General features: G+C 51.9%; 21 protein-coding genes. 7 read left to right on the top strand and 14 right to left on the bottom strand.

Features of this window, described 5'->3' with window-relative positions; all coding sequences use genetic code 11:
* Nucleotides 1-88 precede the first annotated feature (88 nt).
* The 6 genes from ACR9FF_RS02225 (at nt 89) to ACR9FF_RS02200 (ending at nt 6,999) form a co-directional block, all read left to right on the top strand.
* The gene (locus ACR9FF_RS02225) at nt 89-979 is read left to right on the top strand and encodes a carbohydrate ABC transporter permease (RefSeq protein ID WP_127499175.1); all 891 of its coding nucleotides are present in this window, start codon (nt 89-91) and stop codon (nt 977-979) included.
* The gene (locus ACR9FF_RS02220) at nt 979-1,812 is read left to right on the top strand and encodes a carbohydrate ABC transporter permease (protein ID WP_435168641.1); all 834 of its coding nucleotides are present in this window, start codon (nt 979-981) and stop codon (nt 1,810-1,812) included. Before ACR9FF_RS02225 ends, ACR9FF_RS02220 begins: the two co-directional genes overlap by 1 nt.
* A 194-nt stretch (nt 1,813-2,006) precedes the next feature.
* Nucleotides 2,007-3,608 carry a sensor domain-containing diguanylate cyclase gene (locus tag ACR9FF_RS02215; protein WP_435168639.1) on the top strand — a complete coding sequence of 534 codons (1,602 nt, stop codon included), beginning with the start codon at nt 2,007-2,009 and terminating at the stop codon, nt 3,606-3,608.
* 492 nt (nt 3,609-4,100) lie between these two features.
* Nucleotides 4,101-4,907, top strand: coding sequence for an alpha/beta fold hydrolase (locus ACR9FF_RS02210; protein ID WP_435168637.1), 807 nt, complete (start codon nt 4,101-4,103; stop codon nt 4,905-4,907).
* A 167-nt stretch (nt 4,908-5,074) separates the two neighbouring features.
* Nucleotides 5,075-6,295, top strand: a complete 1,221-nt coding sequence (locus ACR9FF_RS02205) for an MFS transporter (RefSeq protein WP_435168635.1) — start codon at nt 5,075-5,077, stop codon at nt 6,293-6,295.
* An 89-nt stretch (nt 6,296-6,384) separates the two neighbouring features.
* A complete protein-coding gene (locus tag ACR9FF_RS02200) occupies nt 6,385-6,999 on the top strand; it encodes a PH domain-containing protein (protein ID WP_435168633.1) in 615 nt (204 codons plus the stop codon).
* Nucleotides 7,000-7,390: 391 nt separating this feature from the next.
* Here ACR9FF_RS02200 and ACR9FF_RS02195 read toward each other — a convergent pair whose 3' ends face one another.
* From ACR9FF_RS02195 to ACR9FF_RS02165, 7 genes are all read right to left on the bottom strand, one after another.
* Nucleotides 7,391-8,428 carry a cation diffusion facilitator family transporter gene (locus tag ACR9FF_RS02195; protein ID WP_435168631.1) on the bottom strand — a complete coding sequence of 346 codons (1,038 nt, stop codon included), beginning with the start codon at nt 8,426-8,428 and terminating at the stop codon, nt 7,391-7,393.
* A gap of 161 nt (nt 8,429-8,589) precedes the next feature.
* Nucleotides 8,590-8,721 carry a DUF4023 domain-containing protein gene (locus ACR9FF_RS02190; protein ID WP_127499156.1) on the bottom strand — a complete coding sequence of 44 codons (132 nt, stop codon included), beginning with the start codon at nt 8,719-8,721 and terminating at the stop codon, nt 8,590-8,592.
* Between the two features lie 74 nt (nt 8,722-8,795).
* Nucleotides 8,796-9,518, bottom strand: a complete 723-nt coding sequence (locus ACR9FF_RS02185) for an amino acid ABC transporter ATP-binding protein (RefSeq protein ID WP_201007504.1) — start codon at nt 9,516-9,518, stop codon at nt 8,796-8,798.
* Nucleotides 9,519-9,529: 11 nt separating this feature from the next.
* Complete coding sequence (locus ACR9FF_RS02180; protein WP_435168629.1) at nt 9,530-10,186, bottom strand: amino acid ABC transporter permease; 657 nt, start codon at nt 10,184-10,186, stop codon at nt 9,530-9,532.
* Between the two features lie 68 nt (nt 10,187-10,254).
* Nucleotides 10,255-11,094, bottom strand: a complete 840-nt coding sequence (locus tag ACR9FF_RS02175; protein ID WP_435168627.1) for a basic amino acid ABC transporter substrate-binding protein — start codon at nt 11,092-11,094, stop codon at nt 10,255-10,257.
* A 154-nt stretch (nt 11,095-11,248) separates the two neighbouring features.
* A complete protein-coding gene (locus ACR9FF_RS02170; RefSeq protein ID WP_435168625.1) occupies nt 11,249-12,157 on the bottom strand; it encodes an NAD(P)/FAD-dependent oxidoreductase in 909 nt (302 codons plus the stop codon).
* A gap of 140 nt (nt 12,158-12,297) precedes the next feature.
* Nucleotides 12,298-12,741 (bottom strand): Lrp/AsnC family transcriptional regulator, encoded by a 444-nt coding sequence (locus tag ACR9FF_RS02165; protein ID WP_127499148.1) that lies wholly within the window; start codon nt 12,739-12,741, stop codon nt 12,298-12,300.
* 149 nt (nt 12,742-12,890) lie between these two features.
* Here ACR9FF_RS02165 and ACR9FF_RS02160 point away from each other — a divergent pair, with 149 nt between their 5' ends.
* Nucleotides 12,891-13,718 (top strand): alpha/beta fold hydrolase, encoded by an 828-nt coding sequence (locus ACR9FF_RS02160; RefSeq protein ID WP_435168622.1) that lies wholly within the window; start codon nt 12,891-12,893, stop codon nt 13,716-13,718.
* A 350-nt stretch (nt 13,719-14,068) separates the two neighbouring features.
* Here ACR9FF_RS02160 and ACR9FF_RS02155 read toward each other — a convergent pair whose 3' ends face one another.
* From ACR9FF_RS02155 to tuaD, 7 genes are all read right to left on the bottom strand, one after another.
* Nucleotides 14,069-15,412 carry a DUF4179 domain-containing protein gene (locus ACR9FF_RS02155; protein ID WP_435168620.1) on the bottom strand — a complete coding sequence of 448 codons (1,344 nt, stop codon included), beginning with the start codon at nt 15,410-15,412 and terminating at the stop codon, nt 14,069-14,071.
* Nucleotides 15,405-15,944: a sigma-70 family RNA polymerase sigma factor gene (locus ACR9FF_RS02150; RefSeq protein WP_435168618.1), complete on the bottom strand. Its 540-nt coding sequence runs from the start codon at nt 15,942-15,944 to the stop codon at nt 15,405-15,407. Before ACR9FF_RS02150 ends, ACR9FF_RS02155 begins: the two co-directional genes overlap by 8 nt.
* A gap of 96 nt (nt 15,945-16,040) precedes the next feature.
* Nucleotides 16,041-16,496 (bottom strand): hypothetical protein, encoded by a 456-nt coding sequence (locus ACR9FF_RS02145; RefSeq protein ID WP_435168616.1) that lies wholly within the window; start codon nt 16,494-16,496, stop codon nt 16,041-16,043.
* Nucleotides 16,497-16,583: 87 nt separating this feature from the next.
* Nucleotides 16,584-17,054: a GNAT family N-acetyltransferase gene (locus tag ACR9FF_RS02140; RefSeq protein ID WP_435168614.1), complete on the bottom strand. Its 471-nt coding sequence runs from the start codon at nt 17,052-17,054 to the stop codon at nt 16,584-16,586.
* Complete coding sequence (locus tag ACR9FF_RS02135) at nt 17,055-17,534, bottom strand: GNAT family N-acetyltransferase (protein ID WP_248760421.1); 480 nt, start codon at nt 17,532-17,534, stop codon at nt 17,055-17,057.
* A 110-nt stretch (nt 17,535-17,644) separates the two neighbouring features.
* Nucleotides 17,645-18,526 carry a hypothetical protein gene (locus tag ACR9FF_RS02130; protein ID WP_435168611.1) on the bottom strand — a complete coding sequence of 294 codons (882 nt, stop codon included), beginning with the start codon at nt 18,524-18,526 and terminating at the stop codon, nt 17,645-17,647.
* 133 nt (nt 18,527-18,659) lie between these two features.
* The gene (tuaD, locus tag ACR9FF_RS02125) at nt 18,660-20,003 is read right to left on the bottom strand and encodes a UDP-glucose 6-dehydrogenase TuaD (protein WP_435168609.1); all 1,344 of its coding nucleotides are present in this window, start codon (nt 20,001-20,003) and stop codon (nt 18,660-18,662) included.

Raw genomic sequence — 20,003 nt, 5'->3', positions numbered from 1 at the left:
TATATCGAATAAGGTACTGATGTATAGTCGGCTAACGACAACAAGACACACTAGGCGACAACTGACGACATCGAGAAGAGGTGCAAATATGTTTAAGAAAATGGGGAGAAAAGTGAGCGAGAAAGTCGAGTTCGGGCTGTTCACGCTGCCGGTTCTCATCTGTATCGCGATCGCCTTCTACATTCCGTTCGCGATGACGATCCGCTATTCCCTAACCAAATGGAACGGGATCTCCAAGCATCCTAAATTTATCGGACTTGATAACTTCAAGCAAATTTTCCTGCATGACACGAACTTTACCCAATCGGCATGGTTCACGATTAAATACGCGGTTCTTTACATTGTGCTCATTAACGTGTTTGCGATCCTGCTGGCACTGGTGCTCGACATGAAGCTCAAATCGACGCCTTGGCTGCGTGCGGCATTCTTTATCCCGTATATCCTGAGCCTTGTTATCGTCGGCTTCATCTGGAAATTCATCTTCATGCAAGGCTTCGAATCGCTTGGCGCAAGCACGGGCTGGGGCATCTTCAAGCTCAGCTGGCTCGGTGAACCGGGACTAGCCTTCATCTCTGTCCTGTTCGTATCCATCTGGCAGTCGATCGGCTTCTATCTGGTGATTTACATCGCCGGCCTGCAGTCGGTGCCGGATGATCTGAAGGAAGCTGCTACCGTTGACGGGGCTGGCCCAGTCCGTCGCTTCTTCAGCGTGATCCTGCCGCTTCTGGCTCCATCGATTACGATCTCGGTCTTTATGGCCCTGACGAACTCGATCAAAGTATTCGACGTGATCCTGTCGCTCACCGGCGGCGGTCCTGGCGGCACGACTTACAGTATCGCTTACGACATCTACCGCGATACCTTCCAGAACAACCTGTACGGCTATGGTACAGCGAAAGCGCTGATCCTGTTCGTTGCCGTGCTCATCATTACCGTTATTCAATTGACGATCTTCAAACGCAGGGAGGTTGAGGCATAATGAACCGTCAATCCAAAGCCGGACGCATCACGCTTGAAGTGGTGATAGTCCTTCTGTCTCTGTTGTTCCTGTATCCGCTGTTCCTGGCGATCAACAACTCGTTCAAGAGCTTTGGCGAGGTTATGAGAGACGTCATTGCTCTTCCGACCAAGCTGTCGTTCGGCAACTACGAGCATGTGTGGAATGTGATCAACTATCCGAAGCTGTTCCTTAACAACTTCGTCATCACCGGTCTTGGTCTCGTGGGGATTATCCTCGTTTCCTCGATCGCGGCTTATAAGCTTGCACGCACGAAATCGAAATGGAGCGGCTTGATCTACATGCTCTGCATTATGCCGATGCTGATTCCGTTCCAATCGATTATGCTTACCGTTCTGAAATTGTCCCAAAAGCTCTACATTACCGAAAGCACTTGGGGACTTGGCCTTCTGTACTGGGGCTTCGGCGCACCGCTGGCCGTGTTTATCTACCATGGCTTCGTAAAAGGGATTCCGAAAGAAATCGACGAGAGCGCAACGATTGACGGCGCTTCCGGCTTCCGCCTCTTCTTCAGCGTGATCTTCCCGCTGCTGAAATCGGTAACGACAACGATCGTTATTATCGACGTGATGTGGATCTGGAACGACTTCCTGCTGCCGCTCCTTATGGTTAACGGCTCGCCGGATACGAAGACGCTGACGCTTGCGGCTTACACCTTCGTTGGCCAATATACGTCGGACTGGCAGTATGCAATGACTGCTATGGTGATGGCCGTTCTTCCTTCAATTGTCGTGTTTATCTTCCTGCAAAAATATATCGTTAAAGGCGTTGTCGCCGGCGCCGTTAAAGGTTAATGGCATTAATGCCCATCCGCTCCTGCCGCATCCATGCATGCGGCAGGCCGGGTGGGCATTTTTTTGCGTCTATCGTCAGCTAAAGCTGGCGATTCGACAGAATCGCTCTTTTTTAGAACGATTATCGTAACTTTCGACAAAAAGTGATACACTATCGATTAGTAAGAATTGGGAAGGAGCATTGCCTACCATTTATGATCTACAAGATCCGGCCTCGCAAAGGCTTTAAGCTATCCTCTATCATTTCATTTGTCGTTATCCTGTCTGTTCTGATCACAATCTTCATCAGCACCGTTATTGGCTATAATACCGAGCGGAAATCGCTCTTCAATAATACAATCGAGCTGAACGGCATTGCGGCGCTAAACTTAAGCAAAACCACGCAGTCGCTTGTGATCTCCATGCAGAAAAGTCTCGAAGTAACCGCGAATTACTTCTCGGACACTGAGCTGAACGACGAGAATGTCTTATCCCAGTTGGATTTCTTCATGGGAACAAGCCCTTACTTCAACTCGCTGACGATTGTGAACAAGAACGGCGTTATTGTCTCTACTTCGCCGAACAACCTGAATCTGATCGGCAGCAAGCCGACCTCGGAAGCAACGACGGAATCGCTCCGGCTGAAGAAGCCGTATATCTCGAAGCCGTTCCATGCGATAACGAACCGCTTGATCGTTATGGTAAGCTCGCCGATCTTCGACCGTAACGGCAATTACAAAGGTTTTGTGGGTGGGTCGATCTATCTGCAGCAGGCGAATATTTTCCGCGATATTCTTGGCGTTCAGGCGAGTACAACGAGCGGTTCCTACTTCTATGTGGTGGATTCCTCCGGCTACCTGATCTATCACCCGGACAAAGACCGCATCTCGGAAAATGTGAGCGGCAATCCGGTTGTTCAGCAGCTGATGAAGGGAATGACCGGCGCGCAGCGCGTCATCAACTCGCAGGGGCAGAATTTCCTCGCGGGCTTTGCGCCGGTACCGGCCGCGGGCTGGGGCATCGTGTCGCAGACTCCGCAGAATCATATTACGAATATCTCGGAAAATGTCATTCAGGAGATGATGAAATTCTCGGCGCCGTTCGTGCTGCTGCTCGTCATCCTCTCGTTCTGGCTGTCCCGCAAGCTGGCCCACCCGCTTAACCGGCTGGCTACTTACGCCTCCCGCCTCTCCGGCGGAGACGAGAAGCTGAAGCCGCTTCAGGCGGATGTCAGCTGGAACTATGAGGCGAATCAGCTCATCGATACGGTAGCCGTCGCTTTCAACAAGCTGCGCGCGCAGAAGGAAGAGCTACATGCCGAAGCGAATACCGATGCGCTCACCGGCCTGACGAACCGCCGGACCATGGGCGCGATCACTACCTTATGGAAGCAGCAAGGCACGCCGTTCTCCGTCATTATTATGGACCTCGACCATTTCAAGAACGTGAATGACCGGCATGGCCATCAGATGGGCGATGAGGTGCTGAAGTTTGTGGCAGGCATCATGGTAAGCGAGAAGGGGCCGGAAGATTACTGCTGCCGTTTCGGCGGCGAGGAGTTTACAATGCTGCTGCCTCATGCGACAGAGGCTGAGGCCGTTCAGGTGGCGGAACGCATCCGGCTGCGGATCCAGCAGTCCGTTACGCCAATTGGCGAATCGGTGACCATGTCCCTTGGGGTCGCAACCTTCCCCGATGCGGCGGAGGAAGTCGTCGAGCTGTTCAAATTCGCCGACCAGGCGCTCTACCAAGCCAAGCGCGACGGCCGCAACCGCACGGTTGCCTACAGCAGCCTGATGAATATGGCGCGAATCTAATTTGAGGCTGCCCAGCTAGTCATGAAAATGACTGCCGGGCAGTCATTTTTTTTGCGCTGCGGACGCCGGCGAGCGGCTGCGGCACAGCGGTGGCAGCGTCTACCCCGCTGCAGTACGGTTTTCCCGTCTTATTGGGCTACTTTGCCACCTCGGCCTCGCCTCCGACCCGCTGTAGTACGGTTTTTCCGTCTTATTTAGCTACTTTGCCACCTCAGCCTCGCGTCCAACCCGCTGTAGTACGGTTTTTCCGTCTTATTTGGGTCTTTGAGGGCAGGCAACCTCATAGCGGGGGGACTCCAACTCGGTCAAACCATCTGTTACTTTTGCATATACCGCCGTCCGCCCACGTTGGATTCCGCCCATCATCTTGTGCACCATGCACACTAGCAACCTAAACGGTAGGAGTCCCTTATCTTCTAACGCGGCGGCATTACTCATACCTTTACTACAAAGAAGAACGAATTCTACTTTAAGAGAAGGAGACTGAAAGCCTTGAATTATTATATTGATGTGGAGCCGGGCGTTAGTCTGTACGTGGAGGACACGGGCGTGGGGAAGCCGATCCTGTTCGTGCACGGCTATCCGCTGGATCACCGTATGTATGAGTACCAGATCAACGAGCTGCCCAAGTACGGATACCGCTGCATCCGGATGGATCTCCGGGGCTTTGGCAAATCGGATTCCCCATGGGAGAGCTACAGCCTGGACCGAATGGCCGATGACGTGCGCTGCATTATTGATACGCTAGGCTTCAAAGAGCTTACCCTTGCCGCCTTCTCAATGGGCGGAGCGGTAGCCGTCCGCTACATGGGGCGGCATGCCGGGCATGGCGTCAGCAAGCTGCTCCTATTCGCCGCGGCGGCCCCTTATATTACGAAGCAGCCCGGCTTTCCGCAGGGCATGCCGCCCGAAGGACTGGATGCCCTCATCGGACTCGCGTACCGCGACCGCCCGCTTATGCTGCAGGAATTCGGCAAGCTGTTCTTCCATAACGAACCTTCGCCGGCGTTCAGGCAATGGTTCGACTCCGTGCAGCTGGACCAGTCGCCTCGGGCTATTATCGCCTGCGGATATACGTTAAGGGATGAGAATGTGAAGGCTGATCTGGCACGGATCAAGGTGCCAACGTACATTTTCCACGGGGTGTATGACCGGATTTGTCCGCTCGAGCTGGCCATTATAATGAAGGAAACCATCCCGAACTCTATCCTGCTCCGGTTCGATAACAGCGGTCATGCGATTTTTTACGAGGAGCTGGACCTGTTTAATGCCTGCCTGCTGGAGGCTTTGCGGTATTAATTTCACATGGTTAATGAAGCTTCCGCCAGCTTTAATACGGAGACTTTTTCCCATGGCCGCAAGGACAAAAGTATTGTTTTTCCCTCCGAACATGGAGATTCTGTAAAAATAGGTTTACAATAAAAGAAAAAAACGTACTCTGACGTACTCTTTAGGATGTGACTGACATGACCCAGCCTTACTCGTGGAAACGCAATTTGATCGTTTTATGGATTGGTGTTTTCTTTTGCAGCACGGCCTATTCGGTATCTATTCCGTTCATTCCGCTGTTCCTTCACAATGATCTCGGAGTGAATAGCCATCTGGAAATGTGGTCGGGATTCGCGTTCGGCATTACGTTTCTGGCCAGTGCGCTTATTGCGCCTTATTGGGGATCTCTAGCTGACAAATATGGCCGCAAGCCGATGCTCATTCGTTCGGGCTTCAGCTTAGCGGCACTTTATTTCATTACCTTCTTTATCCATGATCCTTACGTGTTCCTGGTGCTGCGGGTGTTCCAAGGCCTGCTTGCCGGCTACGTGCCTGCGGCTATCGCCCTTGTCGCAACGAATACGCCCGAGGAAAAATCCGGCTACGCCCTTGGCATCATGGCTACCTCCGGCGCAACGGGCGGCATTATGGGACCGCTTATTGGCGGTACGGTCAGCCATTATATCGGGAACCGGGAATCGTTCGTTTTCTCCGGCTGTATCGTGCTTGTGGCTGCGCTTATCGCAACCTTCTTCGCCACGGAACATAAATTCAACCGCTCCGGCGTGCGCTCCTCCGTCTTGGATGACCTGAAGCATGCCTCGCATAATAAAGCTTTCCTGACGCTCCTTGGCATGTCCGGACTCGCGATGTTCTCGGTTATGATTCTCGAGCCGCTGCTTACCGTCTATGTGCTGCAGCTTGGAACCAACGAGCATGATGCTTCGCTGCAATCCGGGATTGTGTTCTCGGCAGTTGGGATTGCGACCTTAATCGCCGCTCCGCAGTGGGGTAAATTCGGTTCGAGAATCGGCTTCTCCAAAGTGCTCTTTATAGGCCTGCTTGGCGGAGGGATCGGCAACTGCCTGCAGTTCTTCGTTGGGCATATCGCCGAGTTCGGAATTTTGCGCTTCGTATACGGCCTGTTCTTCGCCGGGGTGACCCCGGCTATTAACGCGATGATCGTGAAGTCGACGGAGACAAGCTTCCGCGGACGAGCCTTCAGTTTGAACCAGTCGGCTACCCAGTTCGCCACCATGCTTGGACCTGTTATCGGGGGCGTGCTGGGCGGCATTATCCCGATTAAATGGGTGTTTATTATTAACGGCATTATGCTGATGATTGCCGCCATTCTGGTGAAGAGACAGCATATGGAGGAAAAAATGGCCGCCTCCAAAGCCGCCGCCGAGCAGTCCTAAACTACGTTAAGGATAATCTAGAATATTCCCCCACTCCGCATATATAATGGTAGAGTGATTGAATCTACCTATGGAGAGGAATGGTAAGATTGTTCGGAAAAGTAGCTGCCGACATACTCGGCCTCAGCGATATCGGGTCGGTTATCCGGCCGGAGAATTATGATAAGGTGGATTCTGATGATTACGTCATGCACGAAGACGGCGAAAAGATTTATTTTCTGATCAAATCCAAAACCGATGAGTACTGCTTCACCAACTTCGCCCTTATTCATCTGGACGGCACCAGCGCGGTCAGCAAGAAACGGACGCTGCATCGTTACCCGTACGCCACGAACAAGATCAGCAACGTAGCGCTGGAGACGGCCGGAACGGTCGATCTGGACGTCGAGATCAAATTCTCGATTGGCTCCGTACCATTCTCCATCGACGTGAATAAGAAGCATATCGAGCAAGTGAAGGACTTGTACAAATCCTTATTCAAAATATCCGAAATCCACCATGAGAACGAAATTAGCCTTAGCTTTGCCCGCCAAAGCCTGGAGCTCGCTTCCTCGACGTTAAGCCATGCCCATAAAGGCGACTACGATGTAGCCGATACGTTCAACAAGCTGAACCAATCCGCCTTCAACTGGCTCGAGGGAGCTCAAAAGCAGTACAAAGTAAAAGATTTCGGCGCCATCTTCGATCGTTATATCAATCTTTAATGCGCTAAAATAAAACGCCGCCCCATGAAGGGCGGCGTTCTTGCATTTGGTTACAAGCTTGCTGAAAATACACTGCATGATATGCAGGATATACGCACATTTGCAGGCCGATACAAGAGTTACGCTGCACAGAATGCAGGATATTGCGTCCATTCGTGCCAATTAGGGCTATAAATCACGAATATAATGCATTCCGTGCAGTATAGTTCAGGTTACTGGGGCAATGTGCATCTTTATCCTGCATTTCATGCAACGTAGGCGAGCGGCGGTGCTTCCCAACTGCATAGTGCAGCTTCAATGCTCGAGCAAATGCTCGAGCAACCTGCTCATACGCGCCGCAAATTGCCCGCATCGCTAACCGCTGCACCTTCGCTGCACCTTGGAGCTCCCGCTAAACCCGAAGCTCCATATGCCGGATCCGCGAGCTCTCCACTTGAATCGTGGAATGCTGGATGCCGAAGCGGTCCTCGATCAGCTTGATCGCCGCCTGCAGCACTCCCTGGCAGTCCGTTCCGTCTGCCACCTGCAGGTGGCAGCTTAAGGAATCCAGGCCGGAAGTAATCGTCCAAATGTGAAGGTCATGCACGTCAACGACGCCGTCGATCTCCCCAAGCGCAGCGCGCACTTCCTTCTCGTCCACGTTCACCGGAGTCCCTTCCATTAGAATGTGGACGGTATGCTTCAGCACGCTCCAAGCGCTTTTTACGATCAGCAGGGCAACAACCATCGATATAATCGGATCGGCAATATTCCAGTCGAACAGGTAGATCAGAAGCCCCGCAAGCACGGCCCCTACCGAGCCAAGCGCATCGCCGAGCACGTGAAGGTAAGCGCTTCGAACGTTCAGGTTGTTATGGACATCCCCTTTGCGGAGCAGCGCCCAAGCGCTTGCGAGGTTGGCGAGCAGGCCGATTGCCGCAATCAGCATCATCGAGCCGCTGGCCACGGACGGCGGATCAAACAGACGGCCAATGGCTTCCCATATAATAAACACCGAGATAACAACAAGCGTAATCCCGTTAAATAAAGCCGCCAAAATTTCAAACCGGTGAAAACCAAACGTGCGGACCGCCGAAGCCGGGCGAGCCGCGAACCATACCGCTACAAGGCTAAGCACCAATGCACTCACGTCGCTTAACATATGCCCCGAATCGGACAGAAGCGCAAGGCTGTTCGTCACGAGTCCCCCGACAAACTCCAGTACCATGATGCCTGCTGTAATGATTAAGGCAATAAATAATCCGGTCTTGTTGCCCGACATATCAAAATGATGATGATGCCCGTGATGCCCATGGTCATGACCATGATGCCCGTGACTATGCCCATGACCTTGGCCATGTTGATGTCCGCCGCTGCAGCTGTCCGCATGATCCTTGCCGGAATGCGAATGCTTATGCTCTTTTTCTGGATGATTATGTTCATGACTCATAAGACTGGCACCTCACTTAAAATATATGAACAACTATTCATATGTTTATGATGCCGTAATCACCTTCTTTTGTCAATCCATGGATAAGCTTTTTTCGCTCAATGCACAATCCGCCCGGCCTTGGGATATGACCAAGACTGCGGGCGGAACGGATCTGGAAGTTATGGATTGTTCGTATGCTGCACGTTTTGCAGCTTCTGGGACGCCTTGCCTTTGCCGTAACGGACCTGGTTTTTCTTTTGCTTGGCCTGCGTGGCATGAACCTTTGCCACAAATTCGCTAGTCGATTCCATGTTCGAATCCCCTCCTTTGCCATTAAGTAGGGTATCCGCGGAGAATTCACCTTATGCGTCCAGCGGCTCGACTGTTACAGTACCTTGGATAAAAAAGCTTTCGTCCGCTCCTGACGCGGCTCGTCGAACAGCTGCCGCGGAGCCCCTTCCTCCACAATCATGCCCTGCTCCATGAACAGCACCCGATGCCCAACCTCCCGGGCAAAGCCCATCTCATGCGTAACGATGACCATCGTCATCCCTTCCGCGGCTAGCTCCTTCATAACGGCAAGCACCTCGCCAACCATCTCCGGATCAAGCGCCGAAGTTGGCTCATCGAACAGCATAATGCGCGGCTCCATGGCAAGCGCCCTAGCAATCGCAACCCGTTGTGCCTGGCCGCCGGACAGCGAGGCCGGGAACTGTCCCGCTTTCTCGCCAAGACCCACCTTGCCAAGCAGCGATAGCGCAAGCTCCTCGGCATTCGCCTGCTCCAGCTTCCGCACCTGCACGGGTGCAAGCGTAATATTGCGCAGCACGCTTAGATGGGGAAACAGATTAAATTGCTGGAAGACCATCCCCATGCGCGATCGTATCTCGGTAATAGACGATCCGGCATCCAGCAAGGAGCGGTCTTCAATCCGAATCTCGCCGCGCTCCGGTCTCTCTAATCCATTCAGGCAGCGCAGCAGCGTTGACTTTCCCGAGCCGGAAGGGCCGATAATAACAACAACCTCCCCCGGCGCTACCTGCATGGATACGTCCTTCAGGACGGTATTCGCTCCAAACGATTTATGGACTCCCGTTACTTCAATAATCGGTCCCGCCGTCATCCCGCCACCCCTTTCTTCTCCATCCAGCCCAGCAGCTTGCTAAGCGAGTAGGTCAGAATCAGATAGATAAAGGCGGCCGCCAGATACGGCTCCCATACTCGCAAATATTGACCGCGCATCACGTTGCTCCAGTACATTAATTCCGGCGCAGCGATGAGAGCAACAAGCGAGGAATCCTTAATGAGCACGACAAATTCATTGCCAAAGGCCGGTATCATCCGTCTTACCGCCTGCGGCAGGATAATAAATCGCATCGTCTGCCAGCTTGTCATCCCGAGCGATTGCGCCGCTTCCGTCTGGCCTTTATCAATCGACTGGATGCCGGCTCTGTAAATCTCCGCCGTATAGGCGGCCGAGTTCAAGGCAAGCGCGGTAATCGCCGCTACGATGGCATCGGTATGTCCAATGCAAGCGGGCACAAGCCCAAAATGCACGATCAGAATTTGAACGTATAACGGCGTACCGCGAAAAAAATGAATATATCCGCTCGTCGGCCAACTTAGATACCATCTGGACGACATTTTACCGAAGCTGACGGCCAGCCCCAGAATGGAGCCCAGCACAATCGCAAGCGCTGAGATCCCTATCGTCAGCGCGGCCCCTTTGAGCAATAACGGAATATAGTCGACAATGATATCGAATCGAAAATGCATGCGCTCGTCCTCCCCAGTCAAGAAAAAAGCATGCGCAACCTGAACCCATTACGCATGCCTTATGCCGCTTACTTCGCGTTTAGCACATTGTCGACGTTCGGCTCTTCCCCGAACCATTTTTTATAAATCTCCGTATACTTGCCGTTCTCGAGCACCGTCTTGATTGCCGGATCCAGCTTCGCCTTCAGCTCGCTGCCGGTCGGAAGCAAAATGCCGTAAAACTCCGATCCAAAGCTCGCCGTATCCATGATCGCCTTCAGCTTGCGCTCCGGATTGTTCTTCATATATTCGCGGACAATGGCAATATCGGCCACAACGGCATCCACTCCGCCCGAGTCAAGCTCGAGCATCGCTACCGCGTTGCTGTCGAACCGCTTCAGATCGGTATTGTCATTGCCCATAATGCCGGACATCAACGTATCCGCCGTCGTGGACCCCTGAACCGCCACCTTCTTGTCTTTCAGGTCGGCCGCGCTTGCGACCGTGCTGTCTTCCTTCACCATAATCATATTGGTAGATTCAAAGTAAGGAACGGAGTAGTCGTAAGACTCTTCCCTCTCCGGCGTGATGGATACGCTCGATAACCCCGCATCATAGCTTTTGCCGGATTGCACCTCCGTCAGCATCGCGTCCCAGCCGGTATTCGTAATGGAATACTTCAGTCCCGCTTCATCCATAACCGCCTTCAGAAAATCAACGTCAAAGCCCGTAATCTTATCCTTATCCATAAATTCCATTGGCGCATAAGCCGCGTCGGTCGCGAACTTGTACACCTTCTCGCTGGCATTGCTGCTTGGCTTATCGCCGCCGCTTGCCGTATTGCCGCCGTTTTCCTTGTTGGCCCCGCATGCTGCCATCGTCATGATGAGAATACCTGCTGCCAGAAGTACCGATAACCGCTTCCCCATGGTCCATTCCACCTCTCTCAACATTGGCCTAGCACAAATTGAGCTGCTCGTGCAATCTATCAATCAGCTAGCAATTTATCAAGATTTTAGCAGGTAAGAACGGTTTAGCGCAATGCTATATGTAAGTTATTATAACATTTAAATAACATGGCGCTTAAAAGTCCAAATGCGTCAACGCGGTGTTCACGCTCATCGCCGCTTTGCTCCCGCCGGCAGCCGCAACCACAAGCTGGGCGGGCGAGATTGTCGCTGCATCGCCGGCTGTGTAGACATGCTCTACCGTTGTTTTTCCGTAATCGTCTATCGCCAGACCACCGCTTTCATTTAATCTGCAGCCTAATTTCTCGGCAGCACGGATCGGGAGATACCAGTCGGACGTTACAAAACCTCCCGTACGGGCCACTTCCGTCCCGTCGGCAAAAACGATCTTTTGCAGGCGGCCGCTTTTTCCCCTCAAAGAAGCAATTCGCTGCTCGAAGATCCGTACGCCCCGGCTCAGAAGCTTTGCCCGCTGCTGCAGCTCAAACGATCCAACCCCATTGGTGCACACAATCAGATCTTTGCTCCAGTTGTAGACCGTGGATACCATTGAGAACCGGTGAGACTCATTTTCCGAGATCACCGCAAGCGGCTGGTCTCTCATCTCCCATCCGTCGCAATACGGACAGCTGAACAAGGACGAGCCGTAATAATCGGCAACACCCGATATGTCGGGCAGCTTCTCTTTTAGTCCAAGCGCAAGAATAATCGTCCGTGCCTGATACACCTCACCGGTACTTGCCTGCACGAGAAACAGGGCATGCCCCCGTTTCACCATATCGACGGCCTTTTTCCGAACCACTTGAACGGAAGGATACTTGCTTATATCTAGATGCGCGGCCCGCCTGAACTCATCGGGCTTCACGCCGTCCCTTGTAATAAATCCATGCGACTCGCGCGTTACCGCATTCCGCGGCTTATTATCATCAAACAGCACAACATGCCGTCTCGCTCTTCCCAGTACAAGCGCCGCATTAAGACCAGCCGGTCCGCCTCCGATAATGGCACAGTCATATAGCTTCATCTATTATCACTCCTTAGAATCCCTGCTCGTTATTGGTTAAGTATGGCATCTTTAGGCAAAAACAAAACGTTTTAGAAGGAACAAAAAAACCGCGGCACATAGGAAGTCTTGCTTCACTTAGTACGCGGTTTGTTCGTCATTTATGCTTCGTTAGGGAGAAATGCGGGAAAAAATTTATCCTCGAATCGGGTGGAGAGTACGACCAGCGTTGAAGAAAATCCGAACGTATGGCATTTCTCAAGGAAGCCCTCCAAGGTCTCGCTTGTTTCCGTCACGACCTTCAGCAAATAATTGAACTCCCCGCTTGTTCGGTAGAAATCCACAATCTCGGGCGCAGCCTCGCTAAAAGCCTCGAATTCCTTGCAGCTGTTCGACTTAAACAGTACAAACGCCGTTGTATGCTTGCCAAGCTTGGATAAAGACAGCTCTGCCCGGTAGCCCGTAATGACCCCCTGCTCCTCGAGCTTTCGAAGCCTCTCGGTAACGGCCGGCTGCGACATGGCGATCATGCGGCTCATCTCCGAGATCGTAATCCTGGCGTTATCATGAAGGATCGACAGTATTTTGCGATCAATTTGGTCCATGAATGGAATCACCTCTTAATTAAAGGTTTGGGACAGCTACTAACGTAATAATTAAGTTTTCGGCCGTCAAACTCCTTCATCCTCTTATGTAAATTGTAAGCCGATTCCAATAAACTGTCACTAATAACCAATGAAGGAGATGGATGACGATGACTGCTACTATTAATGAAACAAATAGAACGAATGGATTAAGCTTTTTCACCACGGGAGATGGCGTTCGGCTTGCTTATCGGCTGGATGGGGCTGCCGGCAAGCCGATACTGTTGCTGGCTAACTCCATTGCCACATCCATGAATATGTGGGACGGACAGATGGAGGCATTTAAGGAGCATTTCCGCGTGCTGCGTTACGACTATCGCGGACACGGCGACTCGGATACCCCAGCCGGACCTTATTCCACGGACCGAATGGGCAGGGATGTCGTCGAGCTGCTCGACTCGCTTCAGATCGGCCGCGTTCATTTTCTAGGGCTGTCGCTTGGCGGTGTCGTTGGACAATGGCTTGGCATCCACGCTCCCGAGCGGATCAACCGGCTGATCTTGAGCAATACCTCGTCTTACCTGGGACCCGCGGAGCAATGGAATGGCTTAATTGATTCGGTTCTGCAGGCTGAGAACCTGAATGGATTCGCCGATACATTTATCAACAATTGGTTTCCTTCGCCAATGATCGAGTCGGGGAGCGAGATTGTCACAGCCTTTCGCAAAATGGTCCTCGCCACTCGCGCGGAAGGAATCGGAGGCAGCTGGGCAGCCATCCGCGACATGGATCTGCGCCGGACCGCCGCTCTTATCGGCAGTCCGACATTAGTCATCGCGGGTCAGTATGATACCGTAACGCTGCCAAGCCACGGCGAATTACTCGCCGAGACGGTGCCGCACGCAAGGCTTCTTATGCTGCCAGCCGTCCATCTCCCTAACGTGGAGTTTCCTGATTTGTTCGAGAGCGCTGTTCTGGACTTTCTGCTGGCGGATTAACGGGTAAAAAGGCTGTCCCAAAAGTCATGAACTGACATTGGAACAGCCTTCATATTGGAGCGATAGGGTATACCCAGAGCATTAAAGTAGAGCTACATTGGATTCCATACCGTGTAATAGACAATTTTGAGCGGAAACGCGTCCTACATTGGATTGGCTACAGTATAATCAACACATTTGGGTAGAAATGGGTTATTCTCTTCCCCTTTTACTGGAGCAAATCCACCGTAGCTCTCTCTAGTCGCACATTCAACCTAATTTCACTGGAGTAAATCCAACGTACGGTGAAAAGATAAGTCCTCACTCAGAAGTGAAGGTCAGTGGCGTTCACTCGCATCGGTCGTTTCATCTTATTTAATTTTAATGTCAATGTCCCCGTAAATCCGGGTCGGGTAATCTTGAATGAATAGCGTAAGCGGGCTTTGGTATTTCCCCTTCGGAATGTAGAATCGGTACTCATCGCCGGATGATCCCGTTCTATCCGAATTGAAGGATTGGCCGGAGGCATCTTTGTAAGACATATTAAATAAGCTATACGCTCTGGCCTTATCCAACGGGTCCTCATTTTCCAGTCCGAAGACAATCCAATTTTGCCCTTCTTCATCGCTGGCGCTAACATCTTTTATAGTAAGCAAGCTGTCCGGCCTTGCAAGCAGTTGTTTGCGATCGAGGTCCACCTTCACCTCCAGCTTATCTTTATCCAGTGCCCGAATACTGCTCGCCTTCAGATAGAGATGTTCAGGCTTACGGAAGTAATTGCTCTGGAAGTAGAGTAATTGACTGTTCTCGCTTATATTCGAACCGGTTACGCCATTCGAGATCGTGCCGAAGGTTTCTCCTTTCTCATCTTCAAGCCTAAGATCATCGAAGTAAAATAAATTCTTCGTATTAGCCGCATCGTAAGTTACTTCAAGTTCGATTCTAGTCGGATGCACGGTCATTTTCCCAAAAGTAATCTGTTGTCCTTCAACCATAACGGTCTGATTGATTACGTAATTCTCCCTCATCCCCTCAAATTTTGTTTTATCTACAGGGATGCTGAAATTCCACTCCGTATTCTTTGTAGCTGTCTCGGTAACCTTATTGATTCCAATCTTCAAGTTCAGCGTATCCGGGAATTCTCCCGCATCATTAGGATAAAAGTCTATCGTTCCCTGAATGCTCTTCCAGTCATCGTTATATGCGGAGAATCCATGTGAGATGGAGACATCTTTATTATTTGGCAATTCTACTTTTTGAAGATTAACGACACTCTTCTGCCCATCCACGTTCTCCAGCGTATAGAACACAATGATTCTCGATTCGTCGGCGATAATGCCGTCAATCGTCATTTTAATTCCGTCCTGCTCTTCCGAGAGGGCCACTGGCTGCATAAAATCATTGTCTATTGCCAGCTCAAGGCCTTTATCATAATGAATGAGCTCGACCAGCGGCTTGAGGCCCGGTATCTCCCCCACATACGCGGCTACTTCAGGAGAGAAGCGGACGGAAGCGACCGATACGACAAGCAAGAGACAAGCGGTATAAGCAGCCATTCTGGAAAATACCCTGCGTCTTCTGCGCTGCCGGCCGGCATTTATGCCGCTCCATATTGTCGCGTCAATCCCGGACGGAATAGGAATGTCCTCCATATAGTCCTTCATCGCTTCCAGCTCAGGAAGCTCGCGCGCTTGTTCATCCCGATACTCATCCATTCGGCTCCCCCTCCTTCCCCAACCGCTGCCGCAACCCGCCTAGCGCTTTATGCAGCCATGTTTTTATCGTGCCTTCGGGCTTCTGCAGCGTTCTTGCAATCTCCGTAATGGTCAGATCATGATAATACTTCAGCTGAATCACTTTCTGATAGTTCGCATCCAGCTGCTCCACCGCCGACTCGAGCATAACCCGCTCCAGCAAGGCCGACTCGCCGCTTGTTGCGTGCGGATCAATCGCAGCGCCAGCGGCTTGCTGTCCGTCCGCTCTTCGTGCCTTCCGCTTCGCTTCGTCCGCGCAATAATTCATCAGAATCCGGATCAGCCAGCTGCCGAAAAACTCCGGCTCCTTCAGCTTGCGAATCTGCATATACGCGCGGCAGGTCGCTTCCTGCACGGCTTCTAAGGCATCGGCTTCGTTTTTCAAATACGAATAAGCAATCCGGTACATCTTCTCTTTATGCTGCGTTATGAGACTATAAAAGGCAGCATCGTCGCCACGTTTCGCTGCGGCTACCAGTAATTCGTTTCCCACACGCTTCCTCCCCTGCCATTATGCATCTATTTATTAGACTCCCGGGAGGAGCAAACGGTTTTGCCCAAAATAAAATAAGCAGACGAATTCGCCTGCTTAATCAACCAGCTTCATAAAAGACTGTACGTGTTTCTTTAATTGTCCGAGTTCGTCACTGGAAAATTGGTCTCCCCGGAAGTTCTCGGCGTCTTCGTCGGGAATCAGAATCGTTGACGGCTCATGAAGCTCTTCCGTTCGATGAAATCCTTCCTTCGTATCCAGTACGTTCGACTTATAGCCTTGTTCATGGGTTATGACGGTTTTGATGTACTTGCCACCAGTATCGTAGAAGTCTTCGACGGACTTCAGCTCCACCCTCATATAATTCCGGTCTTTCTTTGTCGTAATAATGGAATTTACTTTCTTAAATCCCGCCGGTTCATACAGACCTTCCGCATTCTGTTCCATAACCTCAATGCCAAACGCTTCAACATGCTGAACTTCTTCAGCCTGGGTGCATGCACCCAATAAGAAGATCATGCCCAAGAACAGGCTGTAAACGAAACCTCGCAAATCCCCACCTCCCATACTTAGGACGCTTTCTGCACCTAAAAGTTTCCAAATAAAACAAAAAAAGCAGACGGTATCCGCCTGCTGCACTCATAAAGCCTTCTCGTAACATTCCACCTCTATGCCGATATTGGCCACTTTGGTCGCATAATATTGAAAGCCCAAGGAGCTCCAAAAACGTTTGGCGGGTTCGTTCTCCGGAATAACGCCGATGCGTACGGATTGCTTCCCTTCCTGTCTGAGTCTCTGCGCAAAGGCAACGTAAGCCGCTTTGCCGTAGCCTCTGCCCTTCAGCTCTTCATGTATCATAAGCAGACCGAGCCATGGATAACCGTCTTTCGGGTTCCGGTCCAAATACTGCAGCAGACCGATAGCACGTCCGTCCAGCCGAATCATAAGGCTGTGCTGGTCTGGAGAGAGCTGCTCCAGAAGCTCCTCGCGGGAGCGTTCGGGCCGGCCGTTCTCCATCCGATTGTAATCGGCATTCGAATTCACAATGTCCTGAACCGTGTCGAGATCAGCCGGTTCTACGGGGACGAATTGAATGTTGAGAGACATCATTCAAACACTCTCCAAACCTTTGATATACCAGGCGTCGCACGCGAAATGCTCCGATCCGGCAAGCGGCGCTGCGAGCGACTCGAAGCCATGCTTGGCGTAGAAGCGGTTAGCGGCATGCATGTTTTGCAGCGTTTCGAGATAGCACTGTTTATAATGAAGCCGGGCGAAAGCTATCGCCGTATCGAGCAGCTTTGCCGCCACGCCCGTTCCTCGCACCGCCGGGAAAAGATACATTTTCTGCAGCTCGCATACTTCTTTCGAGTCGGCAAACGGCGCGATCCCGCAGCCGCCAACAACCTCGCCATCCTGTTCGATAACCCAATAGGCCCGGCCATCGCGATTATAATAGTCGGACAGATGGCTCAGGCTATCGTCAGCCCAGGCCAGCCCTTCCCGATTGCCTCCAAATTCGATCAGGCATTCTCTGATTACGCGTTCAATAGCTGCGTTGTCTTTCTCCTCTAGCTCTCTGATAATCATGATGACAACCTCCGTTTCCGTACCTATTATAATCCGAAAACAGGATAGAAAAAACCGCGCAATAGAGGCTCCCCTCCATTACGCGGTTCTTCTTGGTTGGCGAATAAAAATTATTTGCCTACGATTGCGTTAAGCTGTGCACGGCCTGCGATGATTTCTTCCTCGTACCGTTTTTGCATCGGTTCAAGGATCGAAGGCTCGCCGCCAAGAGCAACGATTTGCGCGCTCGCATCGTTCATTACTGTTTTGTACTGAGCTGTGCAGGCGCTGAATGCGGCTGTACCGGTTTTGTACAATACCGTCTTCTCATGCGTAGACGTTAACGTCGTGAACTCCACGGCGATGTCCGTCAGGCCGGCCTGGCACTGGTTGCGCAGCTGGAACAGCTTCGCCGAAGTATCATTGTACACCTGTTGGATTTTTTTCTCGTTATTGCCGTTATTGCCGTTATTGCCGTTATTGCCGTTGTTACCGTTGTTGCCGTTGTTGCCGTTGCCATTACCGTTGTTGCCGTTATTGCCGTTGTTGCCGTTGTTACCGTTGCCATTACCATTGCCGTTGTTGCCATTACCGTTACCGTTGTTGCCGTTGTTGCCATTACCATTGCCGTTGTTGCCATTGCCGTTACCGTTGTTGCCGTTGTTGCCATTACCATTGCCGTTGTTGCCATTGCCGTTACCGTTGTTGCCGTTGCCATTACCGTTACCGTTGTTGCCACTGTTGCCTTTGCCGTTATTGCCTTTGCCGTTCTGAATGCTCTCTACAGCCTTTTGCACTTCCTGCGCAAAGTTCTGAATGACCTTCTGAATGAACGTATTGGCAAGCGGCTGGAACGACGATTGCGAGAAAAAGCTCGACAATGACGATCCCGTTGTAACGGCAGCTGTTGTTGTTTTGGATGCAGCTGCTGCGCTCGACGCGTTAACAATAAGCGCCGGCACAAGCAATGCCGTAGCAGCCAGCGTTATCAGCGCCCGGAATTTCTTTTTCATACCTTCCTCCTCCTGCATTTCCTGCAATTTCGTTTTATAAGGTAAATCCGCACTTCACATCCGCCCGGCCGAAGCGGACCTTCTTTCAAGTGCTCACCCCCTTTCGAGATCAGGATTTGCAGTCACTTCCCTCTTACAAATTCACGGATTTGCGTTCCGCTTCTAGGCGATTCACCGGACGGCGTCCTACCGAGTAGTAGACAAAACCGTGCTTCTCCATGACCTTCGGATCAAAGCTGTTGCGTCCGTCAATCATGATCGGCTGCTTCATCCGGTCTCGGACTTTAGCCAGATCCATCGTCAGTACTTCATTCCATTCGGTCAAAATCACGCAGGCGTCGCAGCCTGCAGCAGCAAGCTCCGCCGACTCCAGATAAGCGACCTCCGCAGGCAGCTGTTTCTTAGCCGCTTCGGCTGCAATCGGATCAAACGCGCGAACAACCGCGCCTTGCTTCAGCAGCTCCGGAATAATGCTTAAGGACGGCGCCTCGCGCATATCGTCCGTGTTAGGCTTGAAGGCCAGGCCCAGCACCGCAATCTGCTTGCCCGCAAGTCCGCCAAGCGTCTCGCGAAGCTTGTCCATAACGACGAAGCGCTGGCGATGGTTGGTTTTGATCACCGACTTCAGCAGTTCGAAATCATACCCCGACTTGTCCGCGATATGCGCTAACGCGTAAGTATCTTTCGGGAAGCAGGAGCCGCCGTAGCCAATGCCGGCCTGGAGGAACTTCTCGCCGATCCGGCTGTCCATGCCCATGCCTTTGGCTACGTCTTCCACGTCGGCGCCGACTTTCTCGCAGATGTTCGCGATGGCGTTGATGAACGAGATTTTCGTTGCGAGGAACGTGTTCGCCGCGTATTTGATCATCTCCGCGCTTTCCAGATCCGTCTTGAAGATCCGCGTGTTAAACGGCGCATGCAGCTGCGCGATCTGCTCCGCCGCCTCCGCGTTGTCCGAGCCGATAATGGCACGGTCCATGTTCATGCAATCCGACAGCGCCGTACCTTCACGGAGGAACTCCGGATTGGACACGACGTCAAAGCTTGTCCAAGGGTATTTCTTGTTCGCCTGAACAACCTCGCGCACGAGCTCGCCTGTGCCAACGGGCACGGTGCTTTTGTTCACGATGATTTTGTGACCGTTCAGATGCTCGCCGATTTTCTTCGCCGCCGACATGACGTAACGCATATCCGCTTCGCCCGTCTCCGACATCGGTGTGCCAACCGCGATATAGACGATGTCCGAAGCCTCGATCGCTTCGCCTACTTCGGTTGTGAAGAGCAGGCGGCCTTCGCTTTTATTGCGAAGCGCCATTTCTTCGAGACCCGGCTCGTAGATCGGAATGACACCGCTATTGAGCAGGTCGATTTTGCGCTGATCCACGTCGCAGCAGATGACCCGGTTGCCTACCTCGGCAAAGCAAGTACCCGAAACAAGACCGACATAACCCGTACCGATTACCGTAATTTTCCGCAT

It is taken from the genome of Paenibacillus glycanilyticus, from assembly GCF_051200795.1.
Lineage (GTDB): Bacteria > Bacillota > Bacilli > Paenibacillales > Paenibacillaceae > Pristimantibacillus > Pristimantibacillus glycanilyticus.
The sequence above is the reverse complement of the archived record's forward strand: the minus strand, read 5'-3'. Positions and strand labels throughout refer to the sequence as shown.